Origin of the sequence: Rhodanobacter thiooxydans (genome assembly GCF_021545845.1) — a bacterium.
GTDB lineage: Bacteria > Pseudomonadota > Gammaproteobacteria > Xanthomonadales > Rhodanobacteraceae > Rhodanobacter.
Genome location: NZ_CP088923.1, coordinates 436,605 through 455,590, shown reverse-complemented (window position 1 = coordinate 455,590; position 18,986 = coordinate 436,605). Strand labels below are relative to the sequence as shown.

The window sequence follows — 18,986 nt, the reverse complement described above, 5'->3', positions numbered from 1 at the left end:
GGAACGGACAGGAATGGACACTGATTTGGTGGCTATGGGTGGACTCGAACCACCGACCCCAGCATTATGAGTGCTGTGCTCTAACCGGCTGAGCTACATAGCCTTGAGGGAACCCGCCGTGCCGGCATCGGGACGATGCGGGCGGGGCGCGGCAGTTTAGTCGTGTAGCCTCGCCGGTTCAAGCCCGCCGCTTGCCGCTGCTTCGCACGCTGTGGTTGAATCGACGCCAGGGCCTCGCTGCGGTCTTGCCGGCAATACCGCGCCGATCGGCCCCAGGAGGCGACATGATTGATGTAGATGGCTATCGTCCGAACGTTGGCATCGTGCTGCTCAATGCAGCCGGCCAGCTGTTCTGGGCGCGCCGGGTCAATCGTGACGGCTGGCAGTTCCCGCAGGGCGGGATGCGCACGGACGAAACGCCGCTGGAGGCGATGTACCGCGAGCTGGAAGAGGAGACCGGGCTGGCCGCGCACCACGTCGAGGTGATCTGCGCCACTCATGGCTGGCTGCGCTACCGGTTGCCGGAGCGCTACGTGCGCCGGCATCAGCGGCCGACCTGCATCGGCCAGAAGCAGGTCTGGTTCCTGCTCAAGCTGGTCGGCGACGAGGAGGCGCTGAACCTGGATGCCTGCGACAAGCCGGAGTTCGACCTGTGGCGCTGGGTCGACTTCTGGTACCCCGCCGCACACGTGGTCAACTTCAAACGGCAGGTCTATGAGCGGGCGCTGCGCCACTTCGCACCGCTGGTCGAGGACCTGTTCGGCGTGCAGTTGGGCAGCCTGCCGCCGCGCGAGGGGACCGGAAACCCGCCCACCGGCCCCCGCGACGGACGTGCCGCCGCCTGAGCGAATGGTCGCAGCCGGCCGGCTGATTGTTGACAATCATTCGCATTCGCGTTCCAATGCGCGCCATGTATATCTGCATGTGCAACGCCGTCACCGATCACACCATCCGCCGCGAGGCGGCCGATGGCGTGCGCACCTTTGCCGAACTGCAGGCCCGAACCGGCTGCTCGGACTGTTGCGGCTGCTGCGAGCAGGAAGCGCGCGCCACGTTCGACCAGGCCTTGCTGCAGGTCACCTGCCAGCTGCCGCTCGCCGCGGCCTGAGCTCCGTTTCCCCTGCCCCGTGTAGAGTCCTGGACTCTGCAGCGACGGATCGTTGCCATGCGCGTTGCCACCGATCACACGCGAAGTTTGTATAGTTCGCGTTGTCTTCGATCGGAGTGGAAGTCATGAAAGGTGATGCGAAGGTCATCGAGTTCCTCAACAAGGTGCTCTACAACGAGCTGACCGCGATCAACCAGTATTTCCTGCACAGCCGGATGCTCAAGAACTGGGGCTATACCGAGCTGGCCGAGCACGAATACAAGGAGTCGATCGAGGAGATGAAGCACGCCGATCACCTGATCGAGCGCATCCTGTTCCTCGATGGCCTGCCGAACCTGCAGCACCTGGGCAAGCTGCGCATCGGCGAGAATGCGCTGGAATCGCTGCAGGGTGACCTGGACCTGGAACTGGCCGCGGCGAAGGATCTGCGCGAGGCGATCGCGTACAGCGAGGGCGTTGCCGACTACGTCAGCCGCAGCCTGTTCAAGGACATCCTGCACGACGAGGAAGAACACATCGACTGGCTGGAAACCCAGTTCAGCCTGGTCAAGGACATCGGCGCCGAGCGCTACCTGCAGAGCAAGATGGGGGGCTGAATCGCGCGGCCTGGCGGCCTTCAGCCGGCGCACTGCGGCGTGCCGAAGCGTGCCGCCGTTCCTTGACGCTTTCGTCACCCCGGCGCTATACCTCTGACTTTCGCCGGAACGCGCCGCATGGCTTCACGACCACCTCCGCGCTTCATCGTGCGCCGGCACGACGACGCCGGTCGGCGCCGGCGCCTGCTGTGGCTGGGCCTGGCCTGGCTCGGCAGCCTGCTGGTGGCGGGCCTGGTCGTTGGTGCGCTCGTGGGGCGGGCGACCGCGCCGGTCGCCGTGGACCATCGTCAGCAAAACGCCCTGCTGGCGCAGATCGACGCTCTGAAGCAGCAGGTGGCGAACCTGCAGCGCGCGGCCCAGGTCAACGATGTCGCCACCCGCTCGCTGCGCGGCACCCTGGCACAACGCGAGGAGGAGCTGAACGGGCTGCGCGCCGACCTCGGATTCTATTCACGCCTGGTGGGCGGTGACGCCCAGCGGCAGGGTCTGAAGCTGCAGGAAGTGAAGTTGCAGCCGATCGTGGGCTCGCGCGGCTGGAACGTCAGCCTCAGCCTGACCCAGAACGCGAAGCGCGGCGAGGAGATTTCCGGCAACGTGCTGCTCAGCGTGGAAGGCCTGCGCGGCAACCAGGTCACCCGGCTGGAGTGGCCGGTGCTGGGCGATGCCGCACAGAAGGATGGCCTGCCATTCCGCTTCGCCTATTTCCAGCAGTTGCACGGCACCATCGTGCTGCCGGCGGATTTCCACCCGACGCGACTGCGCATCAGCCTTCAACCTGCCGGAGGCGAGCCGGTCAACCGTGCCGTCGCCTGGGGCGCCGCCCTGAGCGGAAACATCACCAACACCGAAGGGGACCGCGATGCTCAACCGTAGACGCAGCGATCGCAACGATCGCAAACAGAGCAACGAAACCAGCCTGATCGCCCGCGGCACGGTGATCCGCGGCGACCTGCGCTTCAGTGGCGCCTTGCACCTGGACGGTCGCATCGAGGGCAGCGTGCTGGGCGAAGGCGACGATGCCGTATTCACGCTCAGCGAGCACGGCCAGGTGCACGGCGAGATCCACGTGCCGCAAGCGGTGATCAACGGCCACGTCACCGGCGACGTCAACGTAAGCGTGCGGCTGGAGCTGGCGCCGCAGGCGCACATCGACGGCGACCTGCGCTATCACACGCTGGAAATGGCCGCCGGCGCGCAGGTCAACGGGCGCATCTCGCGTCAGGCCGGGGAGGCTCCACGCGAATTGCCAGCGCCGGACGCCACCCTGGATGAGGCTGTGTCGGCCTGACGCGGTATGCTTGACTACAGCTCCGTTCGCCCCCACCCAGATGCCCATGGAAACTTTCACCGCTATTCCCGATTACCGCAGCAGCGGTGCCCCGCTGGTGTTCACCGCCGCCGCCGCGCACAAGGTGCATGAGCTGATTGCCGAGGAAGGCAACCCGGCGCTGAAGCTGCGCGTGTACATCTCCGGCGGCGGCTGCTCGGGCTTCCAGTATGGCTTCACCTTCGACGAGGCCCAGGCCGAGGACGACCTGGCGATCGAGCGCGACGGCGTGACCTTGCTGTGCGACCCGCTCTCGCTGCAGTACCTCGGCGGCGCGCAGATCGACTACGCCGAGAACCTCAGCGGCGCGCAGTTCGTGATCAGCAACCCGAACGCCAAGACCACCTGCGGCTGCGGCTCCTCGTTCTCGGCCTGAGGGCGGTGCCGATGGACCGGGCCGCCCAGCCTCCACTGAACACTTTCTCCGGGCTCAGCCTGGTGCTCGACCGCGTCGCCGAGTTGCGCGACGAATCGGCATGGATCGTCGAACAGGCGCGCTCGCCGCAGGCACGCTACCTGCTGCTGGACGGTGCCGGCGAGGCCTTTCTGCACCGCGACCGCGACGCGCTGCGCTGGCTCGATGCGAACGAACGCGAGCAATGGCTCGGCGACCTGCGCGCCAGCCTGCTCGGTATGGCGTACGAACGCCCGCACTTCCTGCTGGTGGCGGACGACCCTGCCCGCATGGGCGAGCTGGAGCACGCGCTCGACGCCCGCCGCATGAGCCTGCGCGGCGCCGGCCTGCAGCTGGCGGCCGACGAGGCCAGCCTGTTCGCCTATGCCAAGGGCCTGTCGCACTGGCAACGCGAGACGCGCTTCTGCACCCACTGCGGCGCGCCGCTGCTGCTGGTCGCCGCCGGCCACCGCGCGCAATGCACCAATGCGGAGTGCGCGCGGCTGCACTTTCCGCGCACCGACGCCGCCGTGATCATGCTGGTCGAGCACGACGGTGCCTGCCTGCTCGGCCGCCAGGCCGGCTGGCCGCCGGGGCGCTACTCCACGCTGGCCGGCTTCGTCGAACCGGGCGAGGCACTGGAGGACGCGGTGCGCCGCGAGGTGGCCGAGGAGGCCGGAGTGATCGTCGACCAGGTGCGCTACCACTCCTCGCAGCCGTGGCCGATGCCCGCCTCGCTGATGGTCGGCTTCATCGCCACCGCCGTGTCACGGCAGATCCGCATGCGCGACCATGAACTGGAAGACGCGCGCTGGTTCACCCCGGCGCAGATCGTCGACGGCATCGCCGACGGCAGCTTCCTGCCGTCGACGCGCTTGTCGGTGTCCTACCAGCTGCTCGCGCACTGGCTGCGGCAGCGGGCCGGACTGGAGCTGGACGCGCTGACCGCCGCCACGCCAGGCTGATCCAGCGGCGCGAACTTCACGTCGATCCACCGGTCTTTGCCGTATCCGCCGCCAGGGATCGGCCATGCCGCACGGAAGCACACTGCCCCATACCGGTGACCCATCGCGTGCGCGCCGCTGGCGGGCCGCATGGCGCCACGGAGCGATTCTCGGCGGCGTCGCCGAGCTGCATCTGTTCACCCTGGCGCTGCTGCTGCGCCCGGCGCCGCCGTATTGGCCGACCACTACCCTCCTGCGCGGCGATGCAACTCCACTTGCTCGCGCGGCCCGGCAAGCGGCGAGCCGCGAGCCCGCGTTCGCCATCACCCAGGCATTCCCGGTCGGCACAGGCGGCAAACCCCGCACGCACGTTGCCTGCAGACGTCGCACCACGCCCGCACGCGGCAATGCTCGCCGTTGCGCCAGCCGTTGCGCCAGCCATCGCGCCGAACCGTCCCGGCGACTACCCCACCACCCTCGCCGGCGCGGGCGCGATGCGGTGGGTGCCACGTGTGCGCCTGCCGGGTTCGGACGCGCCATCACGTACCGGCATCCCGCTGCGCACCGCACCGAGCCTGCGGCAGCTGGTGCAAGCGATGACCACCGCCAGCCGCTGCAAGTACGAACGCATGAAGATGGAGCGCAGCGCCAACCAGTTCGTCACGCGCCAGCTGGTGGAACGTGCGCTCGACGCTGACGGTTGCGGCCCGCGGGGGGAGCATGATGCCATCGACCCCACCATCGACGCGATCTCCCGCCGCGCGACCCGCGACGATTGACGTCGCTGCGCGACACCGGGCCGGCACTTGGCGATCGCGGGCGGGCTCTTACAATGGCAGCCACTGTCCGCGAGCCCTTTCATCATGGCCATCCGTCTGCTGGTTGCCCTCGTCGCCCTCGGCCTGTTGCACGTGATGCCGCAACTGGCACGCTGGCGCGGCGATGGCCTGTTTCGCCGCTGGGTGGCGCAACTGGCGGATACCAGCGGCGGTGGCCGCGTGGCGCTGGCCCTGCTGTTGCCGCTGGTGCTGTGCGCGTTGCTGGAGTGGCTGCTTGGGCATTCGCCGCTGGGCGCACTGCTGCCGTTGCTGTTTGCGCTGGTGGTGCTGCTGTACTGCCTCGGTCCGCGCGAGTTCGAGGCCGACCTGGAGGCGATCCTGGATGCCCCGGACGGCGCCAGCCGCGAAACCGCGGCGCAGGCGCTGGCTGATGGCGGTCAGCCGATTGCCTGGAACGCACCGGCGCTGGGCGAAGCGATCGCCTATGCCGCGCTGCGCCGACGCTTTGCCGTGCTGTTGTGGTTCTTCCTGCTCGGCCCGACCGGCGCGCTGGCGTACCGACTGGCGCAGACGCTGGGCCGCGACGACACGCTGCGGCTTGACGCGGACAGCCGCCGCGCTGCCGGCTACGTGGCCAACGCGCTGGACTGGCTGCCCGCGCAGCTGCTGACTTTCACCCTGGCCGTGGTCGGCCACTGGGAGGCGGTGATCGGCGCCTGGCGACGCTGGCATAACCAGGCCGCCTCGACCGGCTGGTACGCGACCGGCCCGGGCTTCCTGGGCGCCGCGGCGCAGGCCGACGTGCTGATCGACATCGAGGCCGGCGACGGTTACGCCGAAGAGCACAGCGATCCGCTGGCCGAATTGCGACGCCTGCGCAGCGCCCTGCTGCGCGCGCTGCTGGCGTGGCTCAGCGTGGTGGCGCTGGTGGTGGTCGGCGGCTGGATCGGCTGAGTCGGCCGGTCAGGCCCGTTCTCCGCGCAACTCGCGCACCCGCGCCTCCAGCGTCGCCGCCGAGACCTGCGCCGGCGCTTGCGGTGCGTCCACCACCAGTTCCACCCGCGCCCGGAACCGGCGCGGCAGGCGCGCGCGATGAAGCATCGAATCGCGCCGACTCCACACGCTGCCCCACAGGCCGCGCAGCGCCATCGGCACCACCGGTACCGGCCGCCGCGCCAGGATCTTTTCCACGCCGGGCCGGAACGGCGCGATCTCGCCATCGGTGGTCAGGCCGCCTTCCGGGAAGATGCACACCACCTCGCCGGCGGCCAGCGCGGCGTCGATCGCGTCGTAGGCTTGCTGCAGCACCGCCGGATCTTCCTTGTGCCCGGCGATCGGGATCGCCCTGGCGGTGCGGAACACGAAGCTGAGCAGCGGGATGTTGAAGATCTTGTAGTACATCACGAAGCGCACTGGCCGGCGCAGCTTCGCCATCAGCAGCAGCGGGTCCATGTAGCTGACGTGGTTGCAGACCAGCAGTGCCGACCCTTCCTCGGGAATCTGTTCGGCACCGTCGGCGCGCACCCGGTACAGCGTGTTCACCAGCACCCAGGTGATGAAACGCATCACGAACTCGGGCACCAGGGTGAAGATGTACCAGGCCACCAGCACATTGAGCAGAGCGGCAGCCAGGAAGATCTGCGGCGCATCCAGCCCCAGCGCGCCCAGCCCCAGGCCGAAGCCGGCGGCCAGCACGATCAGCAGCGCGTTCAGGATGTTGGTGCCGGCGATGATCCGCGACAGCTTCTCGCGCGGCGCTCGCGCCTGCACGTAGGCGAACAGCGGCACCACGTAGAGGCCGGCGAACACACCGATCAGGGTGAGGTCGAGCATGACGCGCCAGCTGCCCGCCGCCTGCAGCAAGGCCAGCCAATCCAGCCCGCGCACCGGCGCAACGCCGTGCCGCGCGAGGTACAGGTCCATCCCGAACGCGGTCAGCCCGAACGCGCCCAGTGGCACCAGGCCGATCTCCACCCGCCGACCCGACAGTTTCTCGCACAGCAGCGCACCGACGCCGGTGCCGATCGAAAACAGGGTGAGCACCAAGGTATTGACCGAACCATCGCCACCCAGCGTCTCGCGCGTGTAGATCGGCAGCTGCGCGATCAGCACCGTGCCGAAGAACCAGAACCACGAGATGCCCAGCACCGCGTTGAACACCGGGCGATCGGCGCGGGTGATCGCCAGCACCCGCGCGGTCTCGCTGAACGGGTTCCAGTTGAACTTCAGTTCCGGCGCAGTGGCCGGCGCCAGCGGGATGCGGCGAGAGGCCAGATAGCCAGCCACCGCCACCGCGATGGTCGCGCCGGCCGCCAGCAGCGGCCCCACGCCAGCCACCAGCATCAACGAATTGCCGGCGATCATGCCGACCAGCATCGCCATCTGCGTACCCATCTCCACCAGCCCGTTGCCGCCGACCAGTTCGGCCGGCTTCAGCGCCTGCGGCAGGATCGCGTACTTGATCGGTCCGAACATGGCCGAGTGCATGCCCATCATGAACAACACGATCAGCAGCAGCATGGCGTGGTGGGTATAGAAGCCGTACGCAGCCAGCGCCATCGCGCCGATCTCGAACAACTTCACGTAACGGATGATCCGGCTCTTCTCGTACTTCTCGGCCAATTGCCCGGCGGTGGCGGAGAACAGGAAGAACGGGATGATGAACAGCGCCGGCGCCAGGTTGGTGTACAGCGATACCGTGCGATCACCCAACCCCATCTGGAACGCCACCAGCATCACCAGCGCATTGCGGAACGCATTGTCGTTGAACGCCCCCAGCGCCTGGGTCCAGAAAAACGGCGCGAAGCGGCGCTTGCCCAGCAATGCGAATTGGCTCATGCGATGGCCTGGGTTGGTATCGTCACGCCCACCGTGGAGCGTGCGAGGGGATCCGGCAAGTATTGCCGCGTATGACTTGCGGACACAACCAGACACAAAAAAACGCCACCCATCAAGGGTGGCGTTTCTTCAAGGCAAGTTCAGAGCATCAGAGCAGCATGCTCATCCCTTTGTACGTATTGCTTAGTAGTCATACGTCATGGAGAGACGCACGTAACGCGGCTCCTGGAAGTAGGTGCCGATACCATAGGTGTTCGAGACCGTGCCCACATTGGTCTGCGACCGCGGGACCGTATTGGTTACCCGACGCTGATTGAGCACGTTGAAGGCGTTGAGCGAGAAGCCCAGCTTGTGGTCGGCGAACGCCGGACGATAAGTCACCGCCAGATCGACCTTCTCCGTCCACGGCGTATTACCCGCAGCTCCCGGACCGCTGGCCTTGCCGAAGCAGAAGTGGTAATCACCACCGTAGCCGATCGGATCGGTCTGGTTCGGACCGAAATAACCCAGGCAGTTCTTCGGCGTACCCGACTGGATCCGCGCTGCAGCGGAGACCAGCCATTCCGGCGTGATCTGGTAGCTGCCGCGGATCTTCAACTGGTGCCGACGGTTGTTCGCCATCAGGCCACCGCTGGCAATCATCAGCTCAGCTGCATCCCAGTCTTCCGTCTTGGACACGTCATCCTGGCCCAGATCGGAACGCACCTGACCCTCGGTGTTGCCCCAGCTGCGCGAGAACGTGTAGTCCACACGCGCCTGCCACTTGCCGTTGAACGGATGTTCCAGGTACATGTCGAGCGCGTAGTACTTGCGCTTGGCACCCTGGTTGAAGCCCCAGTCAGCCTGCGACATCTGGACGCTCTTGTAGCCGCCGTTCGAGTCGTTGAGCAGGAAGTTGTTGGTGCGGCCCGGGTTGAAGATGTAGCAGCTGTGGATGTCGAGCGTGGAGGTGTTGACGCCCTGCGCGATCAGCTTGCTTTCGATCTTGCCACCGTCGCAGATGTCATCGATCGCGGACTGCAGCTCGCGGTAGGTTGCCTTCGCGCCATAGGCCCAATCCGAGCCCAGCGTCTTGTCGAAACCGAGAATGGCTTCATCCTGGTACTGCGACTTCAGATCGGTCGGGGCGAAGGTCTTGTTGTCCGGTGCGATACCGTATTCGCCATTGGCAGACACCGGGCCCGGACCCAGTGCGGTCAGGCCGGTCGGGGCGCCAGTCACCGGGTCGATACCGGTGTAGGTGGAATACTCACGCGTGTAAGTGGAGGCAGAGGCGCCACGAATGGCCACACTGTTGGGCAACGCGAGGAAGTAGCGACCAAGATTGCCGTAAACCTTGAACGAGGAGTCCCCGAACACGTCCCAGCTGGCGCCCAGACGCGGTGCCCACTGGTTCTTCTGATCGACGTACGGCTTGGCTGCGCTGTTGTAGTTGGTGAAGTGGTCGTTGCGCACGCCCAGGCTGAGCATCACGTTGTCGCTGATCTGCCAGCGATCTTCCAGATAGAACGCCTTCTGCTTGACCGACATGCTGGTGGTGGTCTTGAAGATGTACTTCTGGACGTAGTAGCCATTGCCGCCCGGAGCACCGACGCCGAGGGTTGGGTTGATCGCCCTGGTGGGCTTGCCGGTCTTGCTGTAGATCCAGATATAACCCGGACCACCCATGTCCCGGCCCTGGTTGTGGGCGAAGTAAGACTGGTTGTCGATACCAAGGGCAAGGTGGTGATCACCCAACTGGTATTCCAAGTCGGCGCGCAGGCCGCGCGTCTTGCTGCCCGCATCCGGGGTGGTGGTCGCGTAACTCGTAACACCGTTGCGGATCGGGGTACCGCCGGTGATGGCCGGATTCTGGTTGGTCACGCCCGAGAGGAACGGCAGTGTGGCGCTGAGCCCCGGGATGACGGTGTAGTTCTCGGTCTTGCTCTTGCCGTAAGTCACCGACAGCGTCAGGTCATCGGTGATGTAACCGGTGTACTTGGCGATATCGTACCTGTTGGCATCCTTGGTCGAGGTCGGATGGCCCGTGATCCCGGCGCTGTGCATGCCCGTGGCATAGCTGTAGCTATACAGGTCGCCGCTGTAGGACGTGTTGCTCTTGATGTGGGTGTATTCCAGGATGTTGCTGTCGTTGATGTTCCAGTCGAACTTGGTGTACAGCTTGGGCAGGCTGTATTTGTACTTGTTGACCGCTGGCGCGCCAGCGTCGGAGGTCGAGGTGCTCGTACCCTGCTGCTTTTCGGACTCGGCCGACACGAACATGTACAGGCGATCGCGGATCAGCGGACCACCGGCATAGACCGAATAGGTGGTATCCCAGCTGGTATTGTTCTTGCGGTTGCGGTAGATCGTGCCCGGCAGGTTCGGGTTGTTATAGACATAGCCCGACGGCAGCTGGTTGTTCGGGTAGTAGATGCTTTCCGGATCATTGGCCAGCGACTTGGGCGACCAAGTCACCTGCGCACCGAAATGCCACTCGTTGGTACCGCGCTTGCCGACCTGGCTGATCACGCCGCCGTCCGAACGACCATACATGGCGCTGTAGCCACCGGTGTAGGTTTCCTGCTGGTCGATCGAGCCATACGGCAGGCCAACGCCACCCAGAGCCTTCAACGGATCGGTCGTGTTGAAGCCGTTGATGTAGTACGCATTTTCGGTGACGCCGGCACCGCCGAACGAAACCGTCCGACCAAAGGCACCGTTACCGGCGACCGCGCCCGGAGCCAGCAGGGCGATCGACTCGGCGGTGCGGCCGAGCGGCAGCTTGGCCAGTTCCTGGGCGGTGATGACCGTGCGCGAATCAACCGAGGAGACATCGATCACGGGAAGCGCATTGGCCTGAACCGTCACCGCGCCCAGGTTCTGAGCGTTTTCCGCACTTGCAAAGGACACCGCCGTACCAGCGCCAACCACAAGGTTGACATTGTCACGCGAGTCGACCGCCACGCCGTCCTTCTTGAGGGTGACCGTGTAGGTGCCGAGCGGAAGATTCGTGATGCGGTAGCGTCCGCTGCTGTCAACAGCAACCTCGCGGGTAATACCGGTGGAGCCACTTACCGTGACGGTCTCACCGGATGCAGCTGGCGCCTGGCCGAAGATGCTGCCGGTGGTCGCCTGACCGAAGGCCAGACCGCTGAAGCCCAAGCCCAGCGCCAGAGCGAGTGCAGTGCGCTGCAGTTGCCCCGTCTTGGAATTTCTACGCAAATTCATCAGTAGTGACTCCCCATGGTTTGGCCCGAGTCATCCGGGCACAAGAAACTTTTTGTGTGTTCGTGGCATCCAAAGGCGGCATCCAGGAAACTATGCAAGCCCGTGCCGACACACATGATTTAGACTAGGTTTCCTACGCAGACGGCTCACGTAAGTTGTTGCGACGTTAGTTCAAGAAAACGCGTGGGTCAACACTTCCCTAACATTCTGTTTCGGTGTTCTTCGCTTGACTTGCGGCATAAACTTACGCTAGCCCTCACCCACGGCGGTACTTCCTATGGACATGCAAACCCCCATGGCTCCGCAAACCGCAGAAACCTTCGCCGAACGCATCAAGTTGCTGATCCAGCGTGTGGGAAGCGCCACCGAGATCGCCCGAATGTGCGGCTTCTCGGAAGGCGTGGTACGCAGCTGGCGCGATGGCAACACCGATCCGTCGCGCGCACGATGCGTGACACTGGCCAAGACGCTGGGCATCTCGCTGGTCTGGCTGGTGGCCGGGGAGGGCACGCTGCAGGTGGACCCCACGCCCACCGGCATGGATGAGCAGTACAGCTCGGAAGAAGCTACACCGCACCGCCACCACGCCCATCCGGCCCCGGTGCACCGCCACCTGGCTGCCGCCACCACGGTGGATGCACAGCGGCTGGATACTGCCGTACGCATGCTGCAGTCGGAACTGAGCCTGGCCGACAGCCGCCTTTCGTTGTCCGACAACACCGACCTGCTCAGCCAGCTCTACGAAATGCTCGGCCCCGGCGGCTCCCACGTGGACCCGCTGGCCATGGTGACTTTCAACCAGCGTCTCGCCGAGCGGATCCGCCAGCAACGCAATACGGCCTGACCGGTCCAACGCCCGGTGGCGACAATGAAAGCGTGGCAGCCCGTGCGGGGTTGCCACGTTTTCTTGTGCCGGTAGTCAAAGCAGGGCGATGTCGGCGACGGCTCCGAACTGGGCTTTCAACTGGCCCAGCAGGGCCAGCCGGTTGGCCCGCACGGCCGGATCGGCGGCGTTCACCAGCACGCTGTCGAAGAAGGCATCCACCACGGCCTGCAGTTGTGACAGCCGCGCCAGCACCGCGGTGTAATCGCCGGCGACCAGCGCGGCGGCATTGTCCTGCCGAGCCGAGACCAGTGCGTCGGCCAGGTCGCGCTCCGCATCCGCCTCGAAATGCGTCGGGTCGACGGTTCGCCCGACCGGAGGCGCGTCGGCCTCCTCGGCCTGCTTGCGCAGGATGTTGGCGACCCGCTTGTTGGCCGCCGCCAGGCTGGTGGCTTCCGGACGGCGGCCGAATTCGGCCACTGCGCGCAGACGGCGGTCGAAATCGGCCAGGCTGACCGGCTGCACCGCCAGCACCGCCTCGAACTGGGCGTTGTCGAAACCCTGCTCGGCGTAGTATCCGCGTAGGCGGTCGAACACGAAGTCATACAGCTCGTCGGTCAGGATCGCGCGGCGCTGGCCTGCGTTCAAGGCCGGCGGCTTGCCGTCCTTGCCCGGCTTCAGTCCCGCGGCCAGTGCCGTATCCGGCAGCAGCTCGAGCGCTTCGATGAAGCTGGCGCGCAAGTCCAGTTCCAGACCGCCCTCGATCAGGGTCCGCGCCAGGCCCAGCGCGGCACGGCGCAGGGCGAACGGGTCCTTGTTGCCGCCGGGCTTCATGCCGACGGCGAAGATGCCGGCCAGGGTGTCGAGCCGTTCGGCCACGGCCAGTACCTGGCCGAGCCGGTCGGCGGCGATCGCGTCGCCGCCGAAGCGCGGCTGGTAGTAGCTGTCCAACGCCTCGGCCACTGCCGCCATCTCGCCGTCGTGGCTGGCGTAGTAGCGGCCCATCACGCCCTGCAATTCGGGAAACTCGCCCACCATGCGGGTCAGCAGGTCGCACTTGCTCAGGCTCGCCGCGCGGGTGGCGGCAGCGGCATCGACGCGGACCCGGTTCGCGGCCACCCGCGCCAGTTCGGCGACGCGCACGCTCTTGTCCCACAGACTGCCTAGCGCCTGCTGGTAAGTGACGCCCTTGAGCTGCTCCTGATAACTCGCCAGCGGCGTCTTCAGGTCTTCATCCCAGAAGAACTTGGCGTCGGCGAAGCGCGGCCGGATCACCCGCTCGTAACCCTTGCGGATCTCGGCCGGGTTCCGGCTCTCGATATTGGCGATGCCGATGAAATGCTCGGTCAGCTTGCCCTCGGCGTCGAACACCGGCACGAACTTCTGGTTCGCCACCATGGTGGTCACCAGCGCTTCCGGCGGCACGCCGAGGAACTCGCGCTCGAACGTGCAGGCGATCGCCACCGGCCACTCGGTGAGGTTGGCCAGCTCGTCGAGCAGCGCCTCGTCGAACCGCGGCACGCCGCCGGTGACCGCCGCGGCCAGGCCGATCTGCTCGCGGATGCGCTGGCGTCGCTCGCGCGGATCGGCCAGCACGTTGCAGGCGCGCATCGCATCCAGCCAGCCGTCGGCGTCGGCCAGGTGCACCGGTTGCGGGTGCATGAAGCGGTGGCCGCGCGACTTGCGGCCGCTGGTCAGGCCCAGCACGCTGCCGTCGATGATGTCGGCGCCGTGCAGGATCACCAGCCAGTGCGCCGGGCGCACGAAGCTGTAGTCGTGGTCGGCCCAGCGCATCGGCCGCGGGATCGGCAGCGTCTTCAGCGCCTCGTCGACGATTTCCGGTAGCAGCGCCGCCACCGGCTGGCCCGGCTTGACCGCGCGCCAGACATACCAGCCGCCCTTGTCGGTCTCCAGCTTCTCCAGCTGTTCGACGCTGACGCCGCAGGACTGCGCGAAGCCGAGCAGCGCCTTCGACGGTCGGCCCTCGGCATCGAGCGCGGCGTTCAGCGCCGGCCCTCGCCGCTCCAGCGACTGCGGCGGCTGCGCAGCGGCCACGGCCGGGATGTAGGCGGCCAGACGACGCGGCGAGGCGTAAGCCTGGGCCAGGTCGAGTCCGGCCTCGATACCGCGTTTGGCCAGGCCGTCGCAGATGCCGCGCAGGAAGGCCGCGGACAGCTCGTCCAGTGCCTTCGGCGGTAGTTCCTCGGTGCCCAGTTCGACTAGCAGTGACTTGGCGGCGCTCATGCGGCCCGCTCCCTGAAAACGTTCCTCAACCCCGGGAAACCGAGCTTCTCGCGCTGCGCCACATAGGTCTCGGCCACGCTGCGCGACAGCGTACGCACGCGCAGGATGTAGCGCTGACGCTCGGTGACGCTGATCGCGCGGCGCGCGTCGAGCAGGTTGAAGGTATGGCTGGCCTTCATCACCTGCTCGTACGCCGGCAGCGGCAGATTCGCCGCGACCAACTGGTTGGCCGTGGCCTCGCACACGTCGAACCAGTGCAGCAGCTCGGGCACGTTGGCATGCTCGAAGTTGTAGGTGCTCTGCTCCACCTCGTTCTGGTGGTACACGTCGCCGTAGGTGACGGTGCCGTACGGGCCTTCGGTCCAGACCAGGTCGTAGACGTTGTCCACGTTCTGCAGGTACATCGCCAGGCGCTCCAGGCCATAGGTGATCTCGCCGGTCACCGGGCGGCACTCGAGGCCGCCGGCCTGCTGGAAGTAGGTGAACTGGGTGACTTCCATGCCGTTCAACCAGACCTCCCAGCCGAGACCCCAAGCGCCGAGCGTGGGCGACTCCCAGTTGTCCTCGACGAAACGCAGGTCGTGCACCAGCGGATCGAGGCCCAATTCCTTCAGCGAATCGATGTAGAGATCGAGGATGTTCTCGGGATTGGGCTTCATCACCACCTGGTACTGGTAGTAATGCTGCAGGCGGTTCGGGTTCTCGCCGTAGCGACCGTCGGTGGGCCGGCGCGAGGGCTGCACGTAGGCGGCGGCCCAGGGCTCGGGGCCGAGCGCGCGCAGGAAGGTGGCGGGGTGGAAGGTGCCGGCGCCGACCTCGGTGTCGAGCGGCTGCAGCAGCACACAGCCCTGCGCCGCCCAGTAGCGGTTGAGGGTCTGGATCACATCCTGGAAGGTGCGTGCGGACATGGTTTTCCGTGACCTTGGGTAAAGCGCGTTAGTATAGCTGCAGCGTGCTTTTCCGCCGGATTCCGGCTGGAATGCGCATTGAAGGGACACACCCGGATGGCCGCTTCACCGCAAATCGCATCCCTGCTCGGCCGCCGCGGCCGGCTCGGGCTGGATGAACTGCTGGCCACGCTGGTGGTCGATGGTTATCTGCTGGCCGACGACGCCAAGCAGGTGCGCATGGGCGTCCCAGCCGGCCGCAGTACGGTCGAACTGCACCCGCTAGTGCTGATCGCGAACGCGAGGCTGGCGAACCAGCACGATCCGGGCCGGCCACTGAGCCTGGAAGGCCTGACCGAGTGGCTGGCCGGCCACGCCGGGTTGCCGTATCTGAAGATCGATCCGATGAAGATCAACGTGGCCGCCGCAACCCAGGTGGTGAGCCATGCTTACGCGAAGCGCCACCGCATCCTGCCAATCGCGGCTGCCCCGGGCGAGGTGACGTTCGCCACCTGCGAGCCGTTCGAGGCCGGCTGGGCGCCCGACCTGGCGCAGATGCTGCGGCGGGACGTCAAGCGCGTGGTGGCCAGCCCGATCGACATCAACCGCTACCTGCAGGAGTTCTACGGCGTCCAGCGCTCGATCCAGCTGGCGCAGGACGCCAAGAGCGGCGGCGACACGTCTTCTGCCATCCTCAACTTCGAGCAGCTGGTCGAACTGGGCAAGAGCGGCGAGGTAGGCGCCGACGATCGCCACGTGGTGCACATCGTCGACTGGCTGCTGCAGTACGCATTCGAGCAGCGCGCCTCGGACATCCACCTGGAGCCACGCCGCGAGACCGGGCACATCCGCTTCCGCATCGACGGCGCCATGCAGAAGGTGTTCGAACTGCCCTCGCCGGTGATGACGGCGGTGACCGCGCGCATCAAGATCCTCGCCCGCATGGACGTGGCCGAGAAACGTCGCCCGCAGGACGGCCGCATCAAGACCCGCTCCTCCGGCGGGCGCGAGGTGGAACTGCGCATCTCCAACATGCCCACCGCGTTCGGCGAGAAGGTGGTGATGCGTATCTTCGACCCCGACCTGGTGGTGAAGGATTTCGCCCAGCTCGGCTTCTCCGCCAACGAAGCCGCCCACTGGCGCGGCATGGTCGAGCGCCCGCACGGCATCGTGCTGGTTACCGGGCCCACCGGCTCAGGCAAGACCACCACGCTGTACTCCACGCTGAAGCACCTGGCCACGCCGGAGCTCAACGTGTGCACGGTGGAAGACCCGATCGAGATGGTCTCACCGGAGTTCAACCAGATGCAGGTGCACGCAGCGATCGAGCTGGATTTCGCCGCCGGCGTGCGCACGTTGCTGCGGCAGGACCCGGACATCATCATGATCGGCGAGATCCGCGACCTGGAAACCGCGCAGGTGGCGGTGCAAGCCTCGCTCACCGGCCACCTGGTGCTGTCGACGCTGCATACCAACGATGCCCCGAGTGCGGTCACCCGCCTGCTCGACCTTGGCGTGCCGCACTACCTGATCCAGTCCACCCTGACCGGCGTGGTGGCGCAGCGGCTGGTGCGCACGCTGTGCCCGCACTGCAAGCAGGTGGCCAGGCAGGATCCGCAGGCCTGGACCGTGCTCACCCATGGCTGGGACGTGCCGGTGCCACCGCAGGTATTCCAGCCGGTCGGCTGTCTGGAGTGCCGCCATACCGGCTTTCTCGGACGCACCGGCATCTACGAGATGCTGAAGCTCTCGCCACGCCTGCGCGGCATGGTTTCGGCCCAGCTCGACCTCGGCCGGTTCGGGCAGGCAGCGCTGTCCGAAGGCATGCGCCCGCTGCGCATCTCGGCTGCCGACCAGGTCGCCGCCGGACTGACCACCGCACAGGAAGTCCTCACCGTGCTTCCACCGATCGACGCGCTCGACGATGCACAGCCGTAAAGACGTCCCGATGCCGCCATTGACCCTCCGCATGAAACCCGTCCTGATCATCCGCACCGGCCGTGCGCCGGAACCCATCCGCGCCCGCCATGGCGATTTCCCGCACTGGTTCCGCCTCGGTGCCGGGCTGCATCCGCAGCAGCTGCGGATCGTCGACGTCGCGGTCGGTGAAGCGCTGCCGCCGCCCCACGAAGTGGCCGGCGCCATCATCACCGGTTCGGCCGCCATGGTCACCGCGCGCGAGTCGTGGAGCGAGCACACGGCCGGGTGGATCCGCGATGCGATGGATGCGGAGCTGCCGCTTTTCGGCGTCTGCTACGGCCACCAGCTGATGGCTCATGCGCTGGGCGGGCGCGTCGACTACCTGCCGGGCGGGCGCGAGATCGGCACCCAGACGATTGCGCTGACGGCCCTCGCCGCACACGACCCGCTAGCGCCCGCACTGTCAGCCAGTTTTCGCGCGCACACCACCCACGAGCAAAGCGTGATCGAACCGCCGGCGGAGGCCACGGTACTGGCCCGCTCGGCGCGGGATCCGCACCAGCTGCTGCGCTACGGGCCGCATGCAGTCAGCGCACAGTTCCACCCGGAGTTCAACGCCGAGGTGATGCGCGCCTACATCCGGCGCAAGCATGCCGACCTGCAGCGCGAAGGCGCGAACCCGCAGGAGATCTTCGGCGCGGTTGCCGCCACGCCCACCGCCCGCCGGCTGCTGCGCCACTTCTCGCGCGACCACCGCTGGACCACTATCGCGGGCTGAGCTTCAACCGCTCAGGCGCCGGGCAATCGCATCGCGAGAAAACAGCGCGAACACCACGCCGAACAGAAAGCCGCTGATGTGTGCCCACCACACATAGGCGCCGTAGCTCGGCCCTGCATAACTGAACAGCAACTGCAGCAGTACCCACAGCCCGATCAGCAGGAAGGCCGGCACCCGCACGAATTCCAGGTAAAGCCCCAGCGGCAGCACCAGGCCGAGCCGTGCACGCGGAAACAACGCCACGTACGTACCGACCACCGCCGATACCGCGCCGCTGCAGCCGATGATGGGCAGGCGCACGCCCGTCAGGGACAACGCGCCGATCAGGTTCGCCACGACCCCGCCGACCACAAACAGCAGCAGGAACCGCAACGACCCCAGCGCGCGCTCGCCCGGCAGGCCAAAAATCACCAGGAACAGCAGGTTGCTCAGCAGATGCAGCCAGGTCACGTGGATGAACAGCGCCGTGAACAGACGCAGCAGGGCCGGATCAGTCAGCTGCGGCAACAGCGCCTCATGCGGATCGAAAATATTCGCCGGCACCGTGCCCCATTCCAGCAACAGGGAAACCCGCTGCGTGACCGGTATCAGCGCCAGGCCCACGAAGCAGGCCACGCAGACCGTCACCACCAACAGGGTTGCCCAGTGCCATCGGGGTCGGCGACGCGTTTCGACGTGGACAAACAAGGGCCGCTCCCCAGGCATGCGCCGGATCGCGGCGTTCCGACATCATAGGCGATAAGGGAATGCGCCCATGGTCGGCAATCAAGACACGGTGAAGCTGAGGCGTCGAAGGTTCACCGCCCGCCCAAAAAGCGAAGGCCACCCCGGAGGGGGAGGCCTTCCAGGAAAAAGCCCCAGGCAGCGAGCTGTTGCAGGTGGCGAGCGGCGGTGTCACTGCACCAAAGAAAAACCCCCACCGTTGCCGGTGAGGGTGTTTCAGGATAAAGCCCCTGGCGGTGACCTACTCTTGCATGGCCAAGCCACACTACCATCGGCGCATGCGCGTTTCACTTCTGAGTTCGGGATGGGATCAGGTGGGACCACGCCGCTATGGCCGCCAGGGAAGGGGTGGGAGCAGCGCTGACGCGCCGGCTCCGCATTCTTGAAGAGTCCGCCATGGATGGCGGGGTGTTGA

Annotated in this window: 17 protein-coding genes, 1 tRNA gene and 1 rRNA gene; 12 read left to right on the top strand and 7 right to left on the bottom strand. The window is 66.4% G+C overall.

The window, feature by feature from the left end:
- Positions 1 to 26: 26 nt before the first annotated feature.
- A tRNA-Met gene (locus LRK53_RS01965) sits at positions 27 to 103 on the bottom strand.
- Positions 104 to 284: 181 nt separating this feature from the next.
- Here LRK53_RS01965 and LRK53_RS01960 point away from each other — a divergent pair.
- The 9 genes from LRK53_RS01960 (at position 285) to LRK53_RS01920 (ending at position 6,102) form a co-directional block, all read left to right on the top strand.
- Positions 285 to 845 (top strand): RNA pyrophosphohydrolase, encoded by a 561-nt coding sequence (locus LRK53_RS01960; protein WP_027491113.1) that lies wholly within the window; start codon positions 285 to 287, stop codon positions 843 to 845.
- A 56-nt stretch (positions 846 to 901) separates the two neighbouring features.
- Complete coding sequence (locus tag LRK53_RS01955; RefSeq protein WP_008437308.1) at positions 902 to 1,108, top strand: (2Fe-2S)-binding protein; 207 nt, start codon at positions 902 to 904, stop codon at positions 1,106 to 1,108.
- A gap of 125 nt (positions 1,109 to 1,233) precedes the next feature.
- Positions 1,234 to 1,704, top strand: coding sequence for a bacterioferritin (gene bfr / locus LRK53_RS01950; RefSeq protein WP_027491112.1), 471 nt, complete (start codon positions 1,234 to 1,236; stop codon positions 1,702 to 1,704).
- Positions 1,705 to 1,821: 117 nt separating this feature from the next.
- Positions 1,822 to 2,577 carry a DUF6776 family protein gene (locus tag LRK53_RS01945; RefSeq protein WP_027491111.1) on the top strand — a complete coding sequence of 252 codons (756 nt, stop codon included), beginning with the start codon at positions 1,822 to 1,824 and terminating at the stop codon, positions 2,575 to 2,577.
- On the top strand, positions 2,564 to 2,992 hold the full coding sequence (locus tag LRK53_RS01940; protein ID WP_027491110.1) for a bactofilin family protein: 429 nt from the start codon (positions 2,564 to 2,566) through the stop codon (positions 2,990 to 2,992). Before LRK53_RS01945 ends, LRK53_RS01940 begins: the two co-directional genes overlap by 14 nt.
- A gap of 40 nt (positions 2,993 to 3,032) precedes the next feature.
- Entirely contained in the window at positions 3,033 to 3,407 is a 375-nt protein-coding gene (gene erpA / locus LRK53_RS01935; RefSeq protein WP_037088727.1) for an iron-sulfur cluster insertion protein ErpA, read from the top strand.
- 11 nt (positions 3,408 to 3,418) lie between these two features.
- On the top strand, positions 3,419 to 4,390 hold the full coding sequence (nudC, locus tag LRK53_RS01930) for an NAD(+) diphosphatase (protein WP_027491108.1): 972 nt from the start codon (positions 3,419 to 3,421) through the stop codon (positions 4,388 to 4,390).
- A 386-nt stretch (positions 4,391 to 4,776) separates the two neighbouring features.
- Positions 4,777 to 5,148: a hypothetical protein gene (locus LRK53_RS01925; protein ID WP_051257454.1), complete on the top strand. Its 372-nt coding sequence runs from the start codon at positions 4,777 to 4,779 to the stop codon at positions 5,146 to 5,148.
- An 84-nt stretch (positions 5,149 to 5,232) separates the two neighbouring features.
- Complete coding sequence (locus tag LRK53_RS01920; RefSeq protein WP_027491106.1) at positions 5,233 to 6,102, top strand: regulatory signaling modulator protein AmpE; 870 nt, start codon at positions 5,233 to 5,235, stop codon at positions 6,100 to 6,102.
- A gap of 9 nt (positions 6,103 to 6,111) precedes the next feature.
- Here the strand turns inward: LRK53_RS01920 and LRK53_RS01915 are convergent, their stop codons facing one another.
- Positions 6,112 to 7,986, bottom strand: coding sequence for an MFS transporter (locus LRK53_RS01915; RefSeq protein WP_027491105.1), 1,875 nt, complete (start codon positions 7,984 to 7,986; stop codon positions 6,112 to 6,114).
- Between the two features lie 183 nt (positions 7,987 to 8,169).
- Positions 8,170 to 11,190 carry a TonB-dependent receptor domain-containing protein gene (locus tag LRK53_RS01910; RefSeq protein ID WP_425504546.1) on the bottom strand — a complete coding sequence of 1,007 codons (3,021 nt, stop codon included), beginning with the start codon at positions 11,188 to 11,190 and terminating at the stop codon, positions 8,170 to 8,172.
- A gap of 301 nt (positions 11,191 to 11,491) precedes the next feature.
- On the opposite strand from LRK53_RS01910, the gene LRK53_RS01905 reads away from it, so the two are divergent.
- Complete coding sequence (locus tag LRK53_RS01905; protein ID WP_081666502.1) at positions 11,492 to 12,040, top strand: helix-turn-helix domain-containing protein; 549 nt, start codon at positions 11,492 to 11,494, stop codon at positions 12,038 to 12,040.
- 75 nt (positions 12,041 to 12,115) lie between these two features.
- Here the strand turns inward: LRK53_RS01905 and glyS are convergent, their stop codons facing one another.
- Both glyS and glyQ read right to left on the bottom strand, forming a co-directional pair.
- Entirely contained in the window at positions 12,116 to 14,263 is a 2,148-nt protein-coding gene (glyS, locus tag LRK53_RS01900) for a glycine--tRNA ligase subunit beta (protein ID WP_027491102.1), read from the bottom strand.
- A complete protein-coding gene (gene glyQ / locus LRK53_RS01895; RefSeq protein ID WP_027491101.1) occupies positions 14,260 to 15,171 on the bottom strand; it encodes a glycine--tRNA ligase subunit alpha in 912 nt (303 codons plus the stop codon). Before glyQ ends, glyS begins: the two co-directional genes overlap by 4 nt.
- Before the next feature lie 96 nt (positions 15,172 to 15,267).
- Between glyQ and LRK53_RS01890 the strand changes: the two genes are divergently transcribed.
- Entirely contained in the window at positions 15,268 to 17,088 is a 1,821-nt protein-coding gene (locus tag LRK53_RS01890; RefSeq protein WP_027491100.1) for a GspE/PulE family protein, read from the top strand.
- A gap of 31 nt (positions 17,089 to 17,119) precedes the next feature.
- Positions 17,120 to 17,848 (top strand): glutamine amidotransferase, encoded by a 729-nt coding sequence (locus LRK53_RS01885; RefSeq protein ID WP_027491099.1) that lies wholly within the window; start codon positions 17,120 to 17,122, stop codon positions 17,846 to 17,848.
- A gap of 3 nt (positions 17,849 to 17,851) precedes the next feature.
- Here the strand turns inward: LRK53_RS01885 and LRK53_RS01880 are convergent, their stop codons facing one another.
- The gene (locus LRK53_RS01880; RefSeq protein ID WP_027491098.1) at positions 17,852 to 18,535 is read right to left on the bottom strand and encodes a rhomboid family intramembrane serine protease; all 684 of its coding nucleotides are present in this window, start codon (positions 18,533 to 18,535) and stop codon (positions 17,852 to 17,854) included.
- Positions 18,536 to 18,799: 264 nt separating this feature from the next.
- Positions 18,800 to 18,913: ribosomal RNA gene (gene rrf, locus LRK53_RS01875) — 5S ribosomal RNA — on the bottom strand.
- Between the last annotated feature and the right edge of the window lie 73 nt (positions 18,914 to 18,986).